We start from the raw sequence: 15,816 nt of genomic DNA on the forward strand, positions 1-15,816 counted from the left end.
CATGCAAGCAATTTGGAATGGCGAGGTAATTGCAGAAAGTGACGATACTGTGGTGGTAGAAGGAAATCATTACTTTCCAATTGATTCTATCAAAAAGGAATATTTTGAGAAAACTGACATGACCAGTTTTTGTGGATGGAAAGGAATGGCAAATTATTATTCTGTTACAGTTAATGGGAAAACGAACAAAGATTGTGCATGGTATTATGCAGAACCAAATGATGCTGCCATGAAAATTAAAGGAATGGTTGCATTTTGGAATGGCGTTGAAGTAAAATAATCCTACTTAATTATTAGAAAAACTATAGGGATTTTGTGAAACAGTATACTGCACTTCTTGGTATTGGTGTAGGTGTGATTGTAATTATTGGTGTAATTTTTGGTGCAGATTTTTTCAAGTTTTCTGTATCTACACAAGACTATGAAATCTTTGTTGATCCACTTTTAGATGAACAAGGGATGTTTACCATGGGACGCGTCACAATCCAAAATATTGGTGCCAAGCCAATAACAAATGTCCACATCAATTTTGGTGATGGGGATACGCTAGACATTCAAACTCTAGCTGTTGGGCAAAAAAATTCTTGTCTCTCCTCCTCCTGAAAACTCGATGGAATTTGTGATGATCAGTGCTGATAATGAGATATTTGTAAACAAGGCCTACCGTGAAATGCCAAAAATGGTGGGTATGATGGGTTCTTGATCTTTGCTAGCAGTTAAATTCTGTAATAATTCAGTATTTTTGCTTGAAATTTCTTACCAGTGGGAAGGTAAAGGATCTTTATGATGTTGATGAAACCACTTTACTCTTCAAGTTCTCTGACCGGGTTTCAGCATATGATGTGAAATTCAAACAAGACATTCCTAGAAAAGGGGAGGTTTTGTGCAAATTTGCTGAATTTTGGTTCAATGAGTTACCTGTCCCAAATCATTTCATAAAGCGTGAGTCTGATACTGAGATACTTGTAAAGAAGATGAAGATGCTTCCAATCGAGTGTGTTGTTCGTGGTTATTTTTATGGCAGTCTTGTAAGTAGATGGAAAAAAGGCACCGTCAAAGTACCTGAAGGAACTGATACAACTCTTGCTGCAAAACTTCTTGAGCCTATGTTTGATCCTACCACAAAATCAGAACACGATATTCCAATTGATAAAACAAAAGCAATTGAAATGAAACTAGTCACTGAGGAACAGTATCACTGGTTGGAAAAAACTTCGATTGAAATTTACAAAAAGATGGCAAAGATTGCAGATGATGTTGGTTTTATCTTGGCTGATTTGAAATTAGAGTTTGGAATTTTAGATGGCCAAATTACTTTGGGTGATTCTATAGGTCCTGATGAGTATCGCTTGTGGCCAAAGGACTCCTTCGAGGTGGGTAAAATCCAAGAAGCATATGACAAACAACTTTTGCGTGACTGGTTAACTGCAAACGGATATCAAAAACAATTTGATGATGCACGTGATGCTGGCCAAGAACCAGTGGCACCTGAAATTCCCTCTGAGATTATTTCAAAAATGACAGAACGTTATGTTACTGCATATGAAAAACTCTCTGGCAAGCAACTGTGATTGTTGTTTTGTGTTTAATGTTGACTAGTAGCTAACTTTCAACTCGAATTGTATTTTTGAAAATATGCAAATTTGTGTCATGATGACGTATTTTCGGACATCTCTCTCCTGGATCCTCCTTTTTTGTTATTTTACAAAAAATTTCAAACCGTTACAATAATTCTTTATCCAATACAATATTCATTGTAGTGGTATCGTTTTTACTAGTTGCACTATGATAATTATTATAGTAATGATGATTGGATTGATAGCGGTATAATCTTTTTGAAAATGGAAAAAAATTGATGCGATTAGACAAAAAAATATGATACAAGGATCTTTTAGATCAAAAATAAAGGTAATTTCAGCATGTCTACATTATTAGAAAAACCAATCAAAGTAAATCGTATTGTTACGACAAGTATTGAACACGCACGAGCAATTGAAGACCCTGCACGCGCAAAAATTGTTGAGATTTTGTATCATCAAGCTATGTCAGCTGACCAGATCACAACTGCATTAAAAAAATCTGGATTCAAAAAAGCACTAACTACAATTCGTCATCATTTAGAAATTCTAAAAGAATCTGGGTTAATACAAATTGTAAAGATTGAAGAATCTCGTGGTGCCATAACAAAATTTTACAGCACTTCTACAAAACTACTTGATTTTCAAACCCCTGAAGATTTTGAATCAAAGTATTCCAAAATAATCGACAACACATCCACAAAAATTGAAAAAATCCTCAAAGGGTTAACTCCTAAAACTGGAAAGTCAAAAGGGAAAAAATCTGAAGAGTATTCTCAGTATTTGGTCATGGAAATCATGAATCGTGCCATGACAAACGTGCTTGAGAACTCTGGCAAAAAATAATCGCTACACCTAAGTATTTCGTGCAAGAAATTCTTGCATGGTACGAGTGTTTTACAGCCAAAAAACAGAAGATCTAATTGAAAAGATGACTCTTACTAATTGGCGCAAACAAGTTCAGCAAGAACTTGGTAAAGAACACCAAGATATGTCTGATAATTGGAAAATGTGTGCAATTGGTGAGCGAATAAAGATTGAAGGAAAAGATCTTGAATCAATAAAAGATCTTTCTCCTGAGGCGATCAAACTTGGATATGAATTTTCAGTTGCAATGCAAGAAAAAGACAACCAAAAAGCACTTGAAATCATTACAAAAATCGAACAACTGCCAACAATATGGAGAAGTGAAATTAATGGATGAAAAAGTAAAAAAATTATTTTCTGAAAAAAATCTTGTATTCATTGCAACTGTTATGAAAGATGGTTCGCCACAAATTTCACCTGTTTGGGGCAATTATGAAGATGGTTATGTGATGGTAAACACTGCTGAGGGCAGAATAAAACACAAAAATGTTTTACGTGATCCTCGTGTTGCAGTTTCTGTTGTTTCAAAGGACAACCCTCTTGATATGACAACAATTCGTGGAGTTGTTGAAGAACTAATTCCAGATTATAATTACAAACATGCAGATAAATTAACACAACAATACATGGGGCGCGAACACTATCCCTTCAAACGTGATGGTGAAAAAAGAGTTATTCTAAAAATAAAACCTATCAAGGTTTTTGTTTTGCCTGAATTAAAGATGTCCGAGTAACAATTCTCAATGTTTCTAAACTCGAATTTAGAAACATAATAAATTGAGAATGTTAATTATAAAAAAGTTAGCATAGACAGCTTAACGTCGACGTTTAGCTGCCTTTCTCTTTGGAGCGGCTTTGCGTTTTGCTGCTGCCTTTCTCTTTGGAGCTGCTTTTCTTTTAGCTGCAGTTTTTCTCTTTGGAGCGGCTTTGCGTTTTGCTGCTGCCTTTCTCTTTGGAGCTGCTTTTCTTTTAGCTGCAGTTTTTCTCTTTGGAGCTGCTCTACGTTTAGCTGCGGTTCTCCTTTTTGGAGCTGCTGCTTTAGTAGCTGCACTTCTTCTACGTGCTGCTTTTCTCTTACGAGATGCTGCTGCTTTTACTGCCTCTGCTGCTTTCTTAGCTGCATTTCTCTTTCGAGTTCGTGCTGCTTTTTTAGCTGCTTCGGCCCTTTTGGCTTTAGATATTGCCATGATTTTTTTCAAAAATCATGTGTGTTATATGGTAAAAGTCACACAATACTACGCAAGCTATAGAAAAATTTGACACTTTTTTTTGATTTTAAAAATTACCGATCAACAATTTGTTATACAAACAACAGCTGTATCTGTTGTTGATTGTTCTTTTTGTGGCCTGATGATTATTTTGTATGATTTTTCTTCATCAAATGGAATATCAAACTGTGTTGTTTTTTCTACTGGTTTGTTTGGCTCTAACCATTCTAAAAGTAGGTCTTTAGATGAAAATTCACCATAAACTGCTTCGTGTTTTTGCTCTTTTTCATCAACTATGTAAAATTGTCCTCCTGAAAGCAATGTTTTATCATCTCCTGTGTATTTTGCGGTAATTCCGATCATCACAAAGGTGTTTTCTGGTTTTACTTCTTTGCTTCCCTCATGTGTTCCTTCAAATGTGATGACATATTCGACTGGCCCCACAGAAACTGTCTCTCCTGTAACTGTTTCGATGTAGTTTGTTTGGTATTCTGTATACATGTACATTGCAATTGCCATTGAGGCAACTATTGCTCCAATTACTACCATTATTCCTAGACCTGCCACAAAAAAATCATGGTTTTTTTGATATATAGTTGCATAGTTTGGGAAAAAAGCGTCTAGACCCCGTGCAAAATTGCACAAGTGAGAGGGGTGGGGCCTAAACTCTGATAGTATTACGCTTAATTGTAACATAAGATCCGCGGAAAATTATGGCGATCAGGAGTTCCATTATGGTATTTTTACCCTTTTTTACACAATTATTGAATTTGGTATTGTATTCTGTATGATTGTATGAAAATCTTTTTTTCCTATCATGGTTGACAAAATTTGTGGAACTTGTCAGTGCCGAGGCAATTATAGCCATAATTTCTGTAGGTGCTATTATTGTCACATTATTCTTGAATATCAAGGCCCAAAACTCTGTTTCTCGTGGCCAATTTGCAACTCTTTTGAATAGTTTGTCTCAAGAACATTCAAAACTTCTTGAACAAGAAGATAACCTAAAATCTATTGAATCTTGCTTTAATTACTCGTTTGCCTATATTGATCTTCTCAACAGAATTGCATATTTGTGTAGTGACCGAAAAATACCTTCAGAGATTGGTAATTATTTTGAAAGATTTTTTGAATATGTTCAATTAATGATGATTTGGTATGATGATACAGTTTCTTGGGATCAGAAAACTCCTGCAAAAAAACGTTGGAATTACATTGTGGAATGGTGTGAAGGTCGTATTCCTGCAGATGGTGATAGAGGTGATTTACCTAAAATAATGCACAAAATTTGGGACCAATATGAGGAATTAAATCTTAAAGCTACTTTTCCACGATTTTTTGAAATTAAAAAAATTGAGTTTGGGGATAGAACAAAAGAAGAACAAAATGAATTTGAAAAACTGCAAATAAAAATTAGAGAAAAAGAACGAGAAATTGATAAAATTAATGGGGTTTAGCTTTTAGGCACGACTCTAAAAGATCATACATGTTTAGCTGGGACATCAAGGTGGTTTGAGGATTGCATTTCATATCTAGGCACAAGTGTTCAACCCCCCACCAAAACACCTGATTTTGAAAAAATGGTATTGTGCCTAATTGCAGTAAAATTAGAGGGGGGTTTAACGCCTAGGCATAAATTGTTTATTTTAGAAAATTTTGTGTAATCTCTCCAATCCACTCGGAAACTTGAACAAATATCTCTGATGAAAAAATTCTAAAGCTATCAAAGAGGTTGTTGGTTGTTTCAAATGACTCGTTTACTGAATTCTCATCAATCTGTAATGAGTTAATCTCCATATTTTTTCATCAAAATCTTGTGATTTTACCTTCTGCTTGTCCATCTGAACATACATTTTCTGTCAAAATAGGGGGGTTTTTTGGCAATATTTTATCAAAAACACTAACTTAGCAGAACTGATGACATTAATTTCTCAACTAATGCCAGAGTACTATCCATCATTTTGTCTGCAAGTTCTGTTGCAGGGCCAATGATTAATTCCATGTTCAATATTGAATCTAATTCCATGCAAATTCTGTGGATTTTTTTATATTAATCACTTGTATGTTAAATGAAAATACACTCATTTCTTGAACTTTTTATGTAAAATTCTCATTAAAAAGAATTGTTTGGGTTTTCGGCATTTACACATTCAATGTTTCAGTTCTTTTTGAACTGTTTTAACAATGAAATGAATTGCTAATGCAAGCCCCATGACTTTGAAGAAATTATTCATGGGCCGAAACCTCCTGTTTTTCATAGGAATTCAGAATCTCATCTATTATTTTGATGATGTTCACTTCTGAACCAACTCCCCTTTTATCGTGTTTTCCAATTGGATTCTGTTAACATTGATGCTAACATTAATCTCAAAGTTTTTTGTTGCATGTCTGAACAATATGTTAAATTTGTTCATTTTACAAACACCATTAAAGTTGCAATCATGGTCAAAACAAAAACTTTGTTTTTTGAAGCCTTAAATCTGAGAATTTGACTTTCTATGAAACCTGTTTTTGATTTGCACCTTGTTTGTTTTTTTGTTGAAATTATTGTTGTTTTCATACTATGTTTTGATAAATTTATGATAAAAAACTCGCGTAGAACTGATAAATCATCTATTTAGAATGTCTTCATTAGAAATCTTGAGGTCTTTTCATGCATTTCTGAGACTCTGTCAATTGCATCAAACAATCCTTGCTGGTTGATGTTTTCTTCCTTGTCTAGTACCACATAAACTCCGATTTTGCGTTTTCCGTCTTCTGTGGTATTTTTGTTAATTGCCTGTATTGTGTAGCAATAATCTGCTACTTTTTTCTCAAATTTCTCTTTCTCTTCTTCATTGAATCTCAAATATCTTGCAATCTGGTTGTTTTTCATGACGACTTTGGAGCCAATAACTAAAATTCCTTGTTGTGCCTTTGGCTCAAAAATTTCTACAGGAACTCCTGCGGGACCTGCATGCTTTACTAGAATTTGAAACACATTTTCAGGATCTTTTACATCTTCAAATGACAATCCTTCGTGAGTTAGCCATCTTTCCACATTGTCTCTCATTCTTGATGCAGCCATCGTAAATTATTGCAATGCAGTTCTATATGATTCTAAATCAATTGATCACACTGCTAAATTTATAATATTTCTAAACTCGAATTTAGAAATATTGTTAATCTCTACTAGTAAAACACTAGACGTTTACATCAAAGCCTGAATCTAATCCTGGGATGGATGCTGCAAGTGTGATGTTCAAAACAATTCCAATTGCCATCATTATTAGCCCTAAATACAAACAATATCTTGCCTTGCGAGGATCATCTTTTCGCAAAATAAAAAATGCAATTATTCCTCCAATCAGACCTACAAAAATTGGCAACAAAAACCACGCATTGCTTCTTTGTTTTTCTGGATAGGACATCGTAAAATTATTTTGCAGTAGCTGCTTTTTTCTGTAACTGTGTGATTTCAATTTCTACAGTCTCTAGTGGATCTTCTACTTGATTTCGTTTAATTGAAAACATTTTTGGTTTTTCAAAGTCATCAGTGCAATCAGGGCATGCATAAACCAGTACTCTGTGTTCGTTTGGTGCTTTTGGGTTTGATAATCTAGGGTAATACACTAGTCTTGCGCCACAATCAACACAATATCTGTTGGTCCTTCTAGTTCTGACCAATGTAAACCTCCTGCATTATTCTAGATATGCGATCATCTATTAGATCTATGTTGTCTAATAGTGTAAACCAATTGCTGTCAACCGATCAATATTTCTAAATTCGAATTTAGAAATATTATTTTTCTATAATCTGGGTCATGTCTCTAGTATCAAAATAAAATGTTTCAAAACTCGAGTTTAGAAATAAATGGCGCCGCCCATCAGACTTGAACTGACGACCGTCCGATTAACAGTCGGATGCTCTACCACGCTGAGCTAGGGCGGCAACATGTTTGTACCTCGATAAAAGTGATTTAATCCTTGCGACTATACAATTTAGACCAAAGTTGTCTGTAGTTTAGTTAAATTTGGCAAAAAATTCTTTGATTTCTTTTGAATGGCTTTCAACCAATTCGATTATCTCCAAGTGTTCATCAGCTGTTGGTTCTCTTTGATGCACAACTTGAAATGCACTTAATGCAGAACCAACCATCTCTCCGACAAAAAACCCACACAAAAAGTCTCCAATCTTTTCACAGTTCCATATCTCTCCTACTCTGGGAGAAGCTCCTGATTTTTTGTATAAATCTAAAGTCTGCTGAATCAAGTCCGTTGTCTGTTTAGCAAACTCTGGGTCTAGGGTCATCAGAAAAACTGAAATTTTATTTCTCTAAACCTTTTTTCTTTTCATAGACGTAGATGCCATCTAAGAAAACTCTATGATCTTTGTTCTTTACTTTGGTTTTTAATTCAATGTTTGCTGCAGTTTGTGTAACGTCTGTCCAAACCTCTCCAGTAATAATGACATCTTCGCCTTTTGGTGTTACTTTGGTATTTCCCATGATGTGTGTGATTCTTGGTGCCCTTTCACCTTGATAGTTTTCGATTAGAACTTTTTTTCCTTCGACTTTGACTGTAATTGGAAAGTGTGCAAAGACTACCTTCATCTTTATTGTGTATCCCTCTACTAGACCTTCGCAGATGTTTCGAATTATTGATCTTGCGGTATGCAAAATTGCATAATCTTTTTTTCTTTCACCAATTGTTTTCAAGTTTATTTTGTCTTCTGCAATGTCGATATTTACTGGAATATTTCTAAAACTTTTGTGTGTTTTTCCAAGTGGGCCTTCAAACATTAGCATGTGTTTGTTTTGTGTGACCTTGACTCCTTCAGGAATTGTTACCTGGTCTTGCATTTTTTCGAGTTGACTAGTAGACATATCCTATCAAAAATCCTCCAATCTCTTTTTCTATTGCATCATGATGAGACATTACTCCCTGGTTTGTTGTAACTAGAAGCATTCCTCTGTCATATGCTGGCAAGTATTGCTGTTCCCAATTGTTAAATTCATCAGTTTTTACTTTGAATCTTGGTGAAATTGCACCACATTTTGTGATCTTTGCCAATAATTTGATTTTGAATTTTCCTCCCCTTTTATCATCGATGTGTTCAAACTCTCCAATGTATCCATCTTTTTGAAGTGTTTTTAGAACTTCGATTCCTAATTTTGAAGTTGGAAGAATTGTACATTCACTCTTTCTTCTTGTTTCATTATTGTATAATGTGACAAATAGATTTGCTAAAATATTAGTTGCTGGCATGATATCACCTATTTTTCCTAAATCCTAGAGATGTTGCTACCTCTCTGAAGCATCGTCTGCATAACATCAAATCGTATTTTTGAATAACAGCTGTATAATCTCCACATCTTTTACACCATCTTGAACCTCTTCCAAAGTCATGTTTCTTTCTTCCTGTAAATTCGTATGATCTATCTTTTGCCATTATGCTATCGTCACTCCAAACTCTTTTACTAGATAATCCTTTGCTTCTTGATTTGTAATGATATGTGATTTTCCAACACTTGCTTTGTGTTTACTTCTTTTTCTAATTCCATAACCTGGCCTAGTTAGTGTAACTGAAATTCCAAGACCTAAAATTCCAATTGATGGTTCATACTTTACACCTGGAATGTCTATGTGTTCTTTAATTCCAAATGAATAATTTCCAAAATTATCAAATGCTCTGCCATTAATGGTGTTTCCCTTTGCTTCAAGTAATCTTTTCAATAATTCTTTGGCATCATCTCCTCTGATTGTAACTGCAACACCTATTGGTTCTCCTTTTCTTACTCCCCAATCTCTTTGTGTCTCTTTTGCATTTCGTGCTGATGGTTTTTTACCTGAAATTTGCTCTAATGCTCTTCTTGCAATGTCAATTACATCGCCTGATTTACCAACTCCCATATTCAGTACTACTTTCTCTAGTGAGATTTTTTTCATTGGGGATTCTGTTGTTTGAGACATATGATCACTTTAATTGAATTATTGGCTCCTCTTTTCCTATTGGCATAATAATGTCTGCTGGAATTTCGATTTTTCTGTCTCCTAAAGATAGGATGACTCTTTTTGGAAGAATGAATGTTCCTTCCTCGATGTTTTCGATTTTTCCAATTTGTCCTGCATTGACTCCTCGTGTAACTAGTCCGTTGTTTCCTGGTTCCAGCTTTACAACTTCAAGAATTTTTTGATCTGGAACTTGAATTAGACATACATCGCCAACATTTACTTTGGTATCTGAAATTGTTGAACGACCATCATGAAATCCGATTTGTGTTTTTCCTTTGTTGATTGTAGTTTTAGTGGTAACTCTAACAAGTTTCTTTGTTTTTTCTGAATCATTAATTTTAATTGGTTTTAGTAATTTTCCTTCTGTTGGTACCATACGATAAACATCTGAAACATTTTCTAGCTCTACAACATCCATCAATCCAATTGCATGGTGTAGTGATTTTCTAACAACACCATCAATCTTTACTTTTCCTGAATAGATTGCAGTTTTTGCTTCTCTGAGGCTTGATACAATCTTTAGCATGTCCCTAAGGAATACTGCTGTTGGAACTGAATGGGTCTTTTTGTGAGGACCTGGTCTTACTGTAATTACGAACCTCTTGTCTTTTCTGGCAATTCCCCAGAACTGAGGTGCCATTTGACGCTTGAGTTTTTTACTACCTGAAATACTTACCATTAACTTTCATCCTCTTTCTTTTCGACCTTTTCGACCACTTTTGTTTCTTTAGGCTCTTCTTTGACTGATTCTTCTTTCTTTGGTGTCTCTTTTGGTTGCTTTCTTGGATCTTTGCCTTCTAATTTTGCTATTCTCCACTTGTCATCTGTGTTTAGTGATGTGGCTACCAAGTTTGAAGTGTGAATATAAACATCAAATTTGTCTCCTTTAGTTTTCTCTTTTTTTACTCCTTCAATTGCAACACTGTTTTTTTCTGTAGATATTTCTGAAACTTTACCGTCTACTCCTTTGAATTCTCCTCTTAGGATAGTTACATTGTCTCCTTCAACTACTCTGACACTTCTTTTTCCATACTTTTTCTGCAAGTCTTTTGATAATGCACTGCCAAGCTGTTTGCTTCTTGTTTTGTATGTTGCCTGGTAAATCATCTTGTTGCGCATTTTAGTTGGCTTCATTTTCTTATACCACCATTGATGCCAAGTTAGCTACTCTTGGCCATTTCTCTGAAGCTTCTGCTGCGACTGGTCCTTTGATGTCTGTTCCTTTTGTTTCTCCTTCTGGAGTGATTAACACTGCTGCGTTGTCTTCAAAACAAACTCTTACACCGTTTAATCTACGAATTGCATATTTTTGTCTAATTATAACTGCACCATACACTTGTTTTCTTAATTCGGCTGGACCTTTCTTTACAACAACATTACAAAAGTCCCCAACTGATGCTGATGGGAGTCTTGATGCTCTTGTCTTGTGTCTTGGAACGTTGATTATTTCTAAAATTTTTGCGCCAGAATTATCTGCACAAACAATGTTTGCACCAACTGGAATTACTTTGGTTACATATGGGCGGAATTCTTCTACTCCTTTACCTGCTTGCTTTGCCATTATGATCTAACCTCCACAACAACATAGGATACTGATTTTGATATTGGTCTGCATTCTGCAGTCAATACACTGTCTCCTGATTCAACATCAATACATCCAGGAACGTGTGCATGAATACTGCTTTTTCCTCTTGCATATCTCTTGAATTTGTTAAAGTAAATTGGGGTATCTTTTTGTAGTGTGATGGTTTGTCTTGCTTTGCTTCCTGTCACTTTACCATCAAAAAGTTTTCCTCTAATTGCTAATTCGCCATGGAATGGACAATGCTTGTCTGTGCATTCTCTTTTTGGTTCTTTTACGTTTAATCCGATGTTTCTAGTCATGCCTTTGCTCCTATTCTATCAAATGGTCTTTTTGTAATTTTGGAACCTTCTACTATAACATCACTATTCTCAATTGAGAATCTCCAATTGCTTGTAGATTTGGCAATTCTTTTCATTCCATTTTCTGTGTTAATTGTAAACATTGATTTTGTTTCATCTTCGATTCTTCCATTTAATCCTATTACTTGAGGGTTAGTTGATCTGACTATCTCTGTGTGTAATCCAATGAATTCATGTGATGTGATGTTGTCTGCTGTAATCATTTCTCGTTCCTCATCTCGTTTAGTCTAGTTAGCATTCTTGCAATATCGTGTCGTATTGGTTTTAGTTTCCCACTCTCTTTTCTCAGTGTGCCTTTTGCTGCATCTACTCTGAGTTTTGCAAGCTCACTTCTTGATTCTTGAATCTTGCTTTTCAGATCTTTTTCGTTTAACTGTTTAATTGTCTTCATACTAATTCTGGTCATTTGAGACTGGCCTCCTCTTCTTCTAGTGTTTCAAGCTCTTTCATCTTTTCTTCTTCCATTGCAATTTGTTCTGATTCTGTTCTTGCTTTCTTTTCTGCTGCTGTCTCATCTCTCATCTTTCCTGTTTGTGCATCTTTGACTTGTTTTGCTTTCTTTGGTTTTTCTGTCTTCATCTCAAATTCTGGAACAAATTTTTCTTTTCTTGCAATTCTAATTCTAATTCCAATTAATCCCATTGCTGTGTTGACATGTGCAATGTCCTCGGCAACAATTACCTCTGCATGATGACCTGCTCTTGGCAATATTCCTGCAGTGTGCTTTTCAAATGCAGAACGGTCACCTCTTAGTTTACCTGAAATTGTAATTTGAACACCCATGGCACCATTTTCCATGATTTGTTTTAGAGTCCACATTGTTGCTCTTCTAAATGCAGTACCTCTTTCAAGATGTGATGCCATTCTGTTACACATCACACTTGGTGATAGTTCTGGTTTCTCAATTTCTACTACTGAAATTTGTGGATTTTTTAATCCAAAATCTGTTGCCAGTTTATCAGTAAGGTCTCTAATTCCTGAACCTTTTCTTCCAATAACTATACCTGGTCTTGTGACATGTAATGCAACTCTTGTACCTGTTGGTGTCTTTGAAATCTCAGCATGTGAAAATCCTGCTTCTTTAATTGCCTCTCTGAGATAATCTTTGAGAAGCATCATGTTGTAGTTATCTTTGATTACGTTTTTGACTGATGACATTTCTAAATCTCCTGGGCCACCAATTCTACATGAGTCAATACGTTGTTCTTTGGAGTTGCTCTTCCCATTGCTCTTGGGATGAATCTTTTTACCATTACTCCTTTGTGAACAGTTGCGTTTACAATCCTTAATCTATCTAAATCCATTCCTTTGTATTCTGCATTTGATTCTAAATTATCTAAAACTTTGATGAACTCTTTTGCTGTTTTTTGAGGATAACGTCCTGCCATCATTCCTGGGTCTCCTTTATGTCCTACTTGATTCTTGTATCTTCTAAATGCGATTGCACGGTCTTTATGTACTACTGCTTGTAGGTAGTCTCTTGCCTTTTCAATTGATAGTCCTTTGATTGCAACTGCAACTTCCCTCGCATGTTTGTGTGAGATGTCTTTTTCTCTTAGTGAAGAGCGTACATGTCTTGTTGCATCATAATTTTGGAAAGCGTAACTGAATCTACCCATAATAATCACTTCAATGGTACGTATAGGCTGGATCTTGATGCGCCAACACCTGGTGCACCGTGTGAAACCTTCTTGTTTGTTATTACATATTCTCCCAAGTAATGCCCAATCATTTCTGTTCTGATTGTGACTGGTCTGAATTCTTTTCCTGAGAAAACATTTACTGTAACATCTACCATGTATGGTAGGATAATCAAATCTCTAACGTGAGTTTTAATTGGATTTTTTAATTTGCCTGCTTTTGCGGCTTTGATCTCTTCAATTAGTTTTCTTTTACCATCGTTAATTCCTCTGGTAAGAGATCTTCTTTGTCTTGCATTGAATAACTGGAATAATTTTTCTAATGACATATTTTCAAGTTCCTCTTTTGGAATTCCTCTGTATGCAAATTCTTTAACCATTTTTGTTCTTCACCTTCTAACTCCCTATTATAGCATTCCTATCTTTGTGGCGAGGTCTCTTGCTTTTTCTGTATTTTCAAACTGAACGAATGCTTTCTTGCCATAAATTGTTCTAGCTGTGTTTACGTTGGTAACTTTTTCTTTGTATAGTGTGTTAACTGCATCAGCAATTTCTGGTTTGCTTGCTGATCTATCTACGATAAAACAAATTTTACTTTCGTTTTCTACCATAGCAAATGTCTTTTCAGTAATGTATGGTTTGATTATGATTTTGCTTGCTTGATCTACGTTCATTGTACTTTCGCCATTACCTCTAGATGTGTTGATTTTATTTTTCCAATCTCCTCAATTGCAGATTTGGAATAAACGGTTAATCTAATTGGATCTGAACCCGGAGCTAAATCTAATACGCTCAAATCTTTGACACTTTTTGCTTCTACACCCGGAAGTGCTCCTATTGCTTTTGAAATATTTGATGCATCTTTAGTTACAAACAATACACTCTTTCCGATTTTCTTACTTCTGCCTCTAAGTCTTGATTGACCAGAACGTGGTTTTCTTGCTTCTAGTCTTTGCAAATCTTGTGTTAGTTTTAATGAGTCTAGTATTTTGGATATTTCGCTTGTTTTAGAAACTGATTCTATGTCATCTGAAACTATGATTGGGAATGATTCGATTCCTTCTACTTTATGGCCTCTAGCTTCAACTCTATCCTTTGATGCAGTTGCAGCAATTGCTGAACATAATGCTAGCTTTCTTTCTTTTTTGTTTAGTTTCTTGTAGATGACTTTCTCGACAATAGGTGGATGTGCTTGTCTTCCTCCTCTAGTTGATGCAACCTCTGCACCTTGGCCCTGTCTCCCTCCGCCACCGCCTCGTGCTCTTGCAACACGGGATACCCCTTGTCCTGTTGGAGGATCATTAGAATCTGCAACCACATCTTGGCCTGCAGTTGGATGTCTTCCTTGTGGCTGGAATTTGTGTGATGTAAGATTAGTGAATGCTTTGTGAATCAATTCTCTCCTAAATGGTGTGGAGAAAACTGCTGGCAATTCTACTTCTCCGTCTTTGGTTCCAGTGGTGGTATATACTGCTGTCTTGGTCATATTACTACCTCCAAGATATTTGGTTTGTTAACTTTGGCTGGAACATTTCTGATTTGACTTCTTAGTTTAATCAATCTCCTATATGTTCCAGGAACTGAACCTTTTAGAATAATGAAATCTCCTTTAACTAAACCAAAATGTTTGTAACCTCCATCTGGATTTATTTTTAATTTATCCTCTTCAGTATTGCCCATAATCATAATTCGTTTATCATATTCTATTCTTTGATGGAATCCAAATTGTCCCGCTCTTGGAACTGTATACATGACACTCTGTGGAGATATTGGACCTAGTGAACCAACTTCTCTAACAGTCTTTCTTGATTTGTGTTGCTTTTTCTTTACGTTCCATCTTTTCAAAACGCCTTGCCAACCTTTACCTTTTGTAATTGCTGCAACGTCAACACTTGCACCAGTTTCAAAAATTTGATCAATTTTAATTTCTTTTCCGAGTAATTCTTTGACATGTGCAAATTGTTTTGGTATGTCTCCTCCGCTAACTGAAGCCTCAAAGACATATGGTTTCTTTTGCTCTAGTCCTGCAGCACTTGGAGAAACTGCAACAATTGCAAAAATCTCTTTAATTTTTTTCAAACTTTTTTCTGCATTATCTAATGCGTTTTCTTGTTTGTTTTTTAGTGAAATCTCTTTGGCAATATTTTTTGGAATGTCTTCTGCATAAACATCAAACTCGGCATGTAATCCGTCATGATCTTTTGAATATCCTCTGATTCCTAAAATCAGAACTGGGGGTGTAACTAAAACTGTTCCAAGACTTACTAGTTGTTTTCCTGCATTAGGTACTTTTTCACGATCATCAATGCTGACAATCTGAACACAACCTGCTTTGAAACCACAATGAGCTAAAATTTTTGGCTCTTCTGAATCTAATTTTGGCCATGCTCGGATTCTAGCCTCCATGCTTTTGGCACGTACTCTAGGTGAATACGCAAGGCTTCCTCTACGTGGTGAATGTCTTTTTCTAGCACCCATGACTAAAACGCATCATCGATTGCCCTCTATTAAACCATGTGAGATGTCGTTAACCACTAAAAAAATACTGGTTAACCAATTATGCCTGAAAATTAAGGATTTAGAATT

32 protein-coding genes and 1 tRNA gene are annotated in these 15,816 nt (G+C 35.5%); 7 read left to right on the plus strand and 26 right to left on the minus strand.

Annotation, left to right across the window (positions count from 1 at the left end):
- The first annotated feature begins 1 nt into the window (after position 1).
- The 6 genes from NKOR_RS04265 (at position 2) to NKOR_RS04290 (ending at position 3,178) form a co-directional block, all read left to right on the plus strand.
- A complete protein-coding gene (locus tag NKOR_RS04265; protein ID WP_014963135.1) occupies positions 2-280 on the plus strand; it encodes a DUF427 domain-containing protein in 279 nt (92 codons plus the stop codon).
- Positions 281-315: 35 nt separating this feature from the next.
- The gene (locus NKOR_RS04270) at positions 316-603 is read left to right on the plus strand and encodes a hypothetical protein (RefSeq protein ID WP_014963136.1); all 288 of its coding nucleotides are present in this window, start codon (positions 316-318) and stop codon (positions 601-603) included.
- A 143-nt stretch (positions 604-746) separates the two neighbouring features.
- Positions 747-1,571, plus strand: coding sequence for a phosphoribosylaminoimidazolesuccinocarboxamide synthase (gene purC / locus NKOR_RS04275; protein ID WP_014963138.1), 825 nt, complete (start codon positions 747-749; stop codon positions 1,569-1,571).
- A gap of 348 nt (positions 1,572-1,919) precedes the next feature.
- A complete protein-coding gene (locus NKOR_RS04280) occupies positions 1,920-2,423 on the plus strand; it encodes a winged helix-turn-helix domain-containing protein (RefSeq protein ID WP_014963139.1) in 504 nt (167 codons plus the stop codon).
- A 37-nt stretch (positions 2,424-2,460) separates the two neighbouring features.
- Complete coding sequence (locus NKOR_RS04285) at positions 2,461-2,781, plus strand: hypothetical protein (protein WP_014963140.1); 321 nt, start codon at positions 2,461-2,463, stop codon at positions 2,779-2,781.
- Complete coding sequence (locus NKOR_RS04290) at positions 2,774-3,178, plus strand: PPOX class F420-dependent oxidoreductase (RefSeq protein WP_014963141.1); 405 nt, start codon at positions 2,774-2,776, stop codon at positions 3,176-3,178. Before NKOR_RS04285 ends, NKOR_RS04290 begins: the two co-directional genes overlap by 8 nt.
- A gap of 81 nt (positions 3,179-3,259) precedes the next feature.
- On the opposite strand, the gene NKOR_RS04295 is transcribed toward NKOR_RS04290, so the two are convergent.
- Together NKOR_RS04295 and NKOR_RS04300 are read right to left on the minus strand one after the other, a co-directional pair.
- Positions 3,260-3,631, minus strand: a complete 372-nt coding sequence (locus NKOR_RS04295; RefSeq protein ID WP_014963142.1) for a hypothetical protein — start codon at positions 3,629-3,631, stop codon at positions 3,260-3,262.
- Between the two features lie 102 nt (positions 3,632-3,733).
- Complete coding sequence (locus tag NKOR_RS04300) at positions 3,734-4,219, minus strand: DUF4352 domain-containing protein (protein WP_014963143.1); 486 nt, start codon at positions 4,217-4,219, stop codon at positions 3,734-3,736.
- 266 nt (positions 4,220-4,485) lie between these two features.
- On the opposite strand from NKOR_RS04300, the gene NKOR_RS04305 reads away from it, so the two are divergent.
- On the plus strand, positions 4,486-5,109 hold the full coding sequence (locus tag NKOR_RS04305; protein ID WP_232202956.1) for a hypothetical protein: 624 nt from the start codon (positions 4,486-4,488) through the stop codon (positions 5,107-5,109).
- Between the two features lie 184 nt (positions 5,110-5,293).
- Here the strand turns inward: NKOR_RS04305 and NKOR_RS10000 are convergent, their stop codons facing one another.
- The 24 genes from NKOR_RS10000 to NKOR_RS04410 all read right to left on the minus strand — a co-directional run bounded on the left by NKOR_RS10000 (position 5,294) and on the right by NKOR_RS04410 (position 15,708).
- Positions 5,294-5,449, minus strand: coding sequence for a hypothetical protein (locus NKOR_RS10000; RefSeq protein WP_016939353.1), 156 nt, complete (start codon positions 5,447-5,449; stop codon positions 5,294-5,296).
- A gap of 103 nt (positions 5,450-5,552) precedes the next feature.
- Positions 5,553-5,678 carry a hypothetical protein gene (locus tag NKOR_RS10550; RefSeq protein ID WP_016939354.1) on the minus strand — a complete coding sequence of 42 codons (126 nt, stop codon included), beginning with the start codon at positions 5,676-5,678 and terminating at the stop codon, positions 5,553-5,555.
- Positions 5,679-6,062: 384 nt separating this feature from the next.
- Positions 6,063-6,212 carry a hypothetical protein gene (locus NKOR_RS10005; RefSeq protein WP_016939355.1) on the minus strand — a complete coding sequence of 50 codons (150 nt, stop codon included), beginning with the start codon at positions 6,210-6,212 and terminating at the stop codon, positions 6,063-6,065.
- Positions 6,213-6,269: 57 nt separating this feature from the next.
- Complete coding sequence (locus NKOR_RS04310; RefSeq protein WP_014963145.1) at positions 6,270-6,719, minus strand: DUF2299 family protein; 450 nt, start codon at positions 6,717-6,719, stop codon at positions 6,270-6,272.
- A 115-nt stretch (positions 6,720-6,834) separates the two neighbouring features.
- Positions 6,835-7,062, minus strand: coding sequence for a hypothetical protein (locus tag NKOR_RS04315; RefSeq protein ID WP_014963146.1), 228 nt, complete (start codon positions 7,060-7,062; stop codon positions 6,835-6,837).
- A 7-nt stretch (positions 7,063-7,069) separates the two neighbouring features.
- Positions 7,070-7,318, minus strand: coding sequence for a hypothetical protein (locus NKOR_RS04320; protein ID WP_014963147.1), 249 nt, complete (start codon positions 7,316-7,318; stop codon positions 7,070-7,072).
- Between the two features lie 188 nt (positions 7,319-7,506).
- Positions 7,507-7,583: transfer RNA gene (locus tag NKOR_RS04325), tRNA-Asn, on the minus strand.
- 72 nt (positions 7,584-7,655) lie between these two features.
- On the minus strand, positions 7,656-7,943 hold the full coding sequence (locus tag NKOR_RS04330) for a hypothetical protein (protein ID WP_014963148.1): 288 nt from the start codon (positions 7,941-7,943) through the stop codon (positions 7,656-7,658).
- A 16-nt stretch (positions 7,944-7,959) separates the two neighbouring features.
- Positions 7,960-8,517, minus strand: coding sequence for a 50S ribosomal protein L6 (locus NKOR_RS04335; RefSeq protein WP_014963149.1), 558 nt, complete (start codon positions 8,515-8,517; stop codon positions 7,960-7,962).
- Positions 8,507-8,899 (minus strand): 30S ribosomal protein S8, encoded by a 393-nt coding sequence (locus NKOR_RS04340; RefSeq protein ID WP_014963150.1) that lies wholly within the window; start codon positions 8,897-8,899, stop codon positions 8,507-8,509. Before NKOR_RS04340 ends, NKOR_RS04335 begins: the two co-directional genes overlap by 11 nt.
- 4 nt (positions 8,900-8,903) lie before the next feature.
- Complete coding sequence (locus tag NKOR_RS04345) at positions 8,904-9,083, minus strand: 30S ribosomal protein S14 (RefSeq protein WP_014963151.1); 180 nt, start codon at positions 9,081-9,083, stop codon at positions 8,904-8,906.
- Positions 9,083-9,604 carry a 50S ribosomal protein L5 gene (locus tag NKOR_RS04350; protein ID WP_014963152.1) on the minus strand — a complete coding sequence of 174 codons (522 nt, stop codon included), beginning with the start codon at positions 9,602-9,604 and terminating at the stop codon, positions 9,083-9,085. The genes NKOR_RS04345 and NKOR_RS04350 overlap by 1 nt, the downstream gene beginning before the upstream one ends.
- Before the next feature lie 4 nt (positions 9,605-9,608).
- Positions 9,609-10,325 (minus strand): 30S ribosomal protein S4e, encoded by a 717-nt coding sequence (locus NKOR_RS04355; RefSeq protein WP_014963153.1) that lies wholly within the window; start codon positions 10,323-10,325, stop codon positions 9,609-9,611.
- Positions 10,325-10,780, minus strand: a complete 456-nt coding sequence (gene rplX, locus NKOR_RS04360; RefSeq protein WP_014963154.1) for a 50S ribosomal protein L24 — start codon at positions 10,778-10,780, stop codon at positions 10,325-10,327. Before rplX ends, NKOR_RS04355 begins: the two co-directional genes overlap by 1 nt.
- Before the next feature lie 4 nt (positions 10,781-10,784).
- Positions 10,785-11,207, minus strand: a complete 423-nt coding sequence (locus NKOR_RS04365) for a 50S ribosomal protein L14 (protein ID WP_014963155.1) — start codon at positions 11,205-11,207, stop codon at positions 10,785-10,787.
- The gene (locus tag NKOR_RS04370) at positions 11,207-11,530 is read right to left on the minus strand and encodes a 30S ribosomal protein S17 (RefSeq protein WP_014963156.1); all 324 of its coding nucleotides are present in this window, start codon (positions 11,528-11,530) and stop codon (positions 11,207-11,209) included. The genes NKOR_RS04365 and NKOR_RS04370 overlap by 1 nt, the downstream gene beginning before the upstream one ends.
- Positions 11,527-11,793, minus strand: a complete 267-nt coding sequence (locus NKOR_RS04375; RefSeq protein WP_014963157.1) for a ribonuclease P protein component 1 — start codon at positions 11,791-11,793, stop codon at positions 11,527-11,529. The genes NKOR_RS04370 and NKOR_RS04375 overlap by 4 nt, the downstream gene beginning before the upstream one ends.
- Positions 11,790-11,996, minus strand: coding sequence for a 50S ribosomal protein L29 (gene rpmC, locus NKOR_RS04380; protein ID WP_014963158.1), 207 nt, complete (start codon positions 11,994-11,996; stop codon positions 11,790-11,792). The genes NKOR_RS04375 and rpmC overlap by 4 nt, the downstream gene beginning before the upstream one ends.
- Positions 11,993-12,748, minus strand: coding sequence for a 30S ribosomal protein S3 (locus tag NKOR_RS04385; protein ID WP_014963159.1), 756 nt, complete (start codon positions 12,746-12,748; stop codon positions 11,993-11,995). Before NKOR_RS04385 ends, rpmC begins: the two co-directional genes overlap by 4 nt.
- 2 nt (positions 12,749-12,750) lie before the next feature.
- Positions 12,751-13,209, minus strand: coding sequence for a 50S ribosomal protein L22 (locus NKOR_RS04390; RefSeq protein ID WP_014963160.1), 459 nt, complete (start codon positions 13,207-13,209; stop codon positions 12,751-12,753).
- 5 nt (positions 13,210-13,214) lie between these two features.
- Positions 13,215-13,610, minus strand: a complete 396-nt coding sequence (locus NKOR_RS04395; RefSeq protein WP_014963161.1) for a 30S ribosomal protein S19 — start codon at positions 13,608-13,610, stop codon at positions 13,215-13,217.
- A gap of 27 nt (positions 13,611-13,637) precedes the next feature.
- Entirely contained in the window at positions 13,638-13,904 is a 267-nt protein-coding gene (locus NKOR_RS04400) for a 50S ribosomal protein L23 (protein WP_014963162.1), read from the minus strand.
- Positions 13,901-14,716, minus strand: a complete 816-nt coding sequence (rplD, locus tag NKOR_RS04405; RefSeq protein WP_014963163.1) for a 50S ribosomal protein L4 — start codon at positions 14,714-14,716, stop codon at positions 13,901-13,903. Before rplD ends, NKOR_RS04400 begins: the two co-directional genes overlap by 4 nt.
- The gene (locus NKOR_RS04410) at positions 14,713-15,708 is read right to left on the minus strand and encodes a 50S ribosomal protein L3 (protein WP_014963164.1); all 996 of its coding nucleotides are present in this window, start codon (positions 15,706-15,708) and stop codon (positions 14,713-14,715) included. The genes rplD and NKOR_RS04410 overlap by 4 nt, the downstream gene beginning before the upstream one ends.
- Positions 15,709-15,816: the final 108 nt, after the last annotated feature.

Origin of the sequence: Candidatus Nitrosopumilus koreensis AR1, assembly GCF_000299365.1 — an archaeon.
Taxonomy (GTDB): Archaea; Thermoproteota; Nitrososphaeria; order Nitrososphaerales; family Nitrosopumilaceae; genus Nitrosopumilus; species Nitrosopumilus koreensis.

What these genes read in the sequence shown, in the direction of transcription:
- NKOR_RS04395 (WP_014963161.1), bottom strand. Translation starts at nt 13,610, where the DNA reads ATGGTTAAAGAATTTGCATACAGAGGAATTCCAAAAGAGGAACTTGAA.
- NKOR_RS10005 (WP_016939355.1), bottom strand. Translation starts at nt 6,212, where the DNA reads ATGAAAACAACAATAATTTCAACAAAAAAACAAACAAGGTGCAAATCA.
- NKOR_RS04345 (WP_014963151.1), bottom strand. Translation starts at nt 9,083, where the DNA reads ATGGCAAAAGATAGATCATACGAATTTACAGGAAGAAAGAAACATGAC.
- NKOR_RS04390 (WP_014963160.1), bottom strand. Translation starts at nt 13,209, where the DNA reads ATGGGTAGATTCAGTTACGCTTTCCAAAATTATGATGCAACAAGACAT.
- NKOR_RS04370 (WP_014963156.1), bottom strand. Translation starts at nt 11,530, where the DNA reads ATGACTAGAAACATCGGATTAAACGTAAAAGAACCAAAAAGAGAATGC.
- NKOR_RS04400 (WP_014963162.1), bottom strand. Translation starts at nt 13,904, where the DNA reads ATGAACGTAGATCAAGCAAGCAAAATCATAATCAAACCATACATTACT.
- rplX (WP_014963154.1), bottom strand. Translation starts at nt 10,780, where the DNA reads ATGAAGCCAACTAAAATGCGCAACAAGATGATTTACCAGGCAACATAC.
- NKOR_RS04340 (WP_014963150.1), bottom strand. Translation starts at nt 8,899, where the DNA reads ATGCCAGCAACTAATATTTTAGCAAATCTATTTGTCACATTATACAAT.
- NKOR_RS04280 (WP_014963139.1), top strand. Translation starts at nt 1,920, where the DNA reads ATGTCTACATTATTAGAAAAACCAATCAAAGTAAATCGTATTGTTACG.
- NKOR_RS04265 (WP_014963135.1), top strand. Translation starts at nt 2, where the DNA reads ATGCAAGCAATTTGGAATGGCGAGGTAATTGCAGAAAGTGACGATACT.
- rpmC (WP_014963158.1), bottom strand. Translation starts at nt 11,996, where the DNA reads ATGACCAGAATTAGTATGAAGACAATTAAACAGTTAAACGAAAAAGAT.
- rplD (WP_014963163.1), bottom strand. Translation starts at nt 14,716, where the DNA reads ATGACCAAGACAGCAGTATATACCACCACTGGAACCAAAGACGGAGAA.
- NKOR_RS04375 (WP_014963157.1), bottom strand. Translation starts at nt 11,793, where the DNA reads ATGATTACAGCAGACAACATCACATCACATGAATTCATTGGATTACAC.
- NKOR_RS04330 (WP_014963148.1), bottom strand. Translation starts at nt 7,943, where the DNA reads ATGACCCTAGACCCAGAGTTTGCTAAACAGACAACGGACTTGATTCAG.
- NKOR_RS10000 (WP_016939353.1), bottom strand. Translation starts at nt 5,449, where the DNA reads ATGGAGATTAACTCATTACAGATTGATGAGAATTCAGTAAACGAGTCA.
- NKOR_RS10550 (WP_016939354.1), bottom strand. Translation starts at nt 5,678, where the DNA reads ATGGAATTAGATTCAATATTGAACATGGAATTAATCATTGGCCCTGCA.
- NKOR_RS04310 (WP_014963145.1), bottom strand. Translation starts at nt 6,719, where the DNA reads ATGGCTGCATCAAGAATGAGAGACAATGTGGAAAGATGGCTAACTCAC.
- NKOR_RS04315 (WP_014963146.1), bottom strand. Translation starts at nt 7,062, where the DNA reads ATGTCCTATCCAGAAAAACAAAGAAGCAATGCGTGGTTTTTGTTGCCA.
- NKOR_RS04355 (WP_014963153.1), bottom strand. Translation starts at nt 10,325, where the DNA reads ATGGTAAGTATTTCAGGTAGTAAAAAACTCAAGCGTCAAATGGCACCT.
- NKOR_RS04350 (WP_014963152.1), bottom strand. Translation starts at nt 9,604, where the DNA reads ATGTCTCAAACAACAGAATCCCCAATGAAAAAAATCTCACTAGAGAAA.
- NKOR_RS04285 (WP_014963140.1), top strand. Translation starts at nt 2,461, where the DNA reads ATGGTACGAGTGTTTTACAGCCAAAAAACAGAAGATCTAATTGAAAAG.
- NKOR_RS04365 (WP_014963155.1), bottom strand. Translation starts at nt 11,207, where the DNA reads ATGGCAAAGCAAGCAGGTAAAGGAGTAGAAGAATTCCGCCCATATGTA.
- NKOR_RS04295 (WP_014963142.1), bottom strand. Translation starts at nt 3,631, where the DNA reads ATGGCAATATCTAAAGCCAAAAGGGCCGAAGCAGCTAAAAAAGCAGCA.
- NKOR_RS04335 (WP_014963149.1), bottom strand. Translation starts at nt 8,517, where the DNA reads ATGTCTACTAGTCAACTCGAAAAAATGCAAGACCAGGTAACAATTCCT.
- NKOR_RS04385 (WP_014963159.1), bottom strand. Translation starts at nt 12,748, where the DNA reads ATGTCATCAGTCAAAAACGTAATCAAAGATAACTACAACATGATGCTT.
- NKOR_RS04410 (WP_014963164.1), bottom strand. Translation starts at nt 15,708, where the DNA reads ATGGGTGCTAGAAAAAGACATTCACCACGTAGAGGAAGCCTTGCGTAT.
- NKOR_RS04290 (WP_014963141.1), top strand. Translation starts at nt 2,774, where the DNA reads ATGGATGAAAAAGTAAAAAAATTATTTTCTGAAAAAAATCTTGTATTC.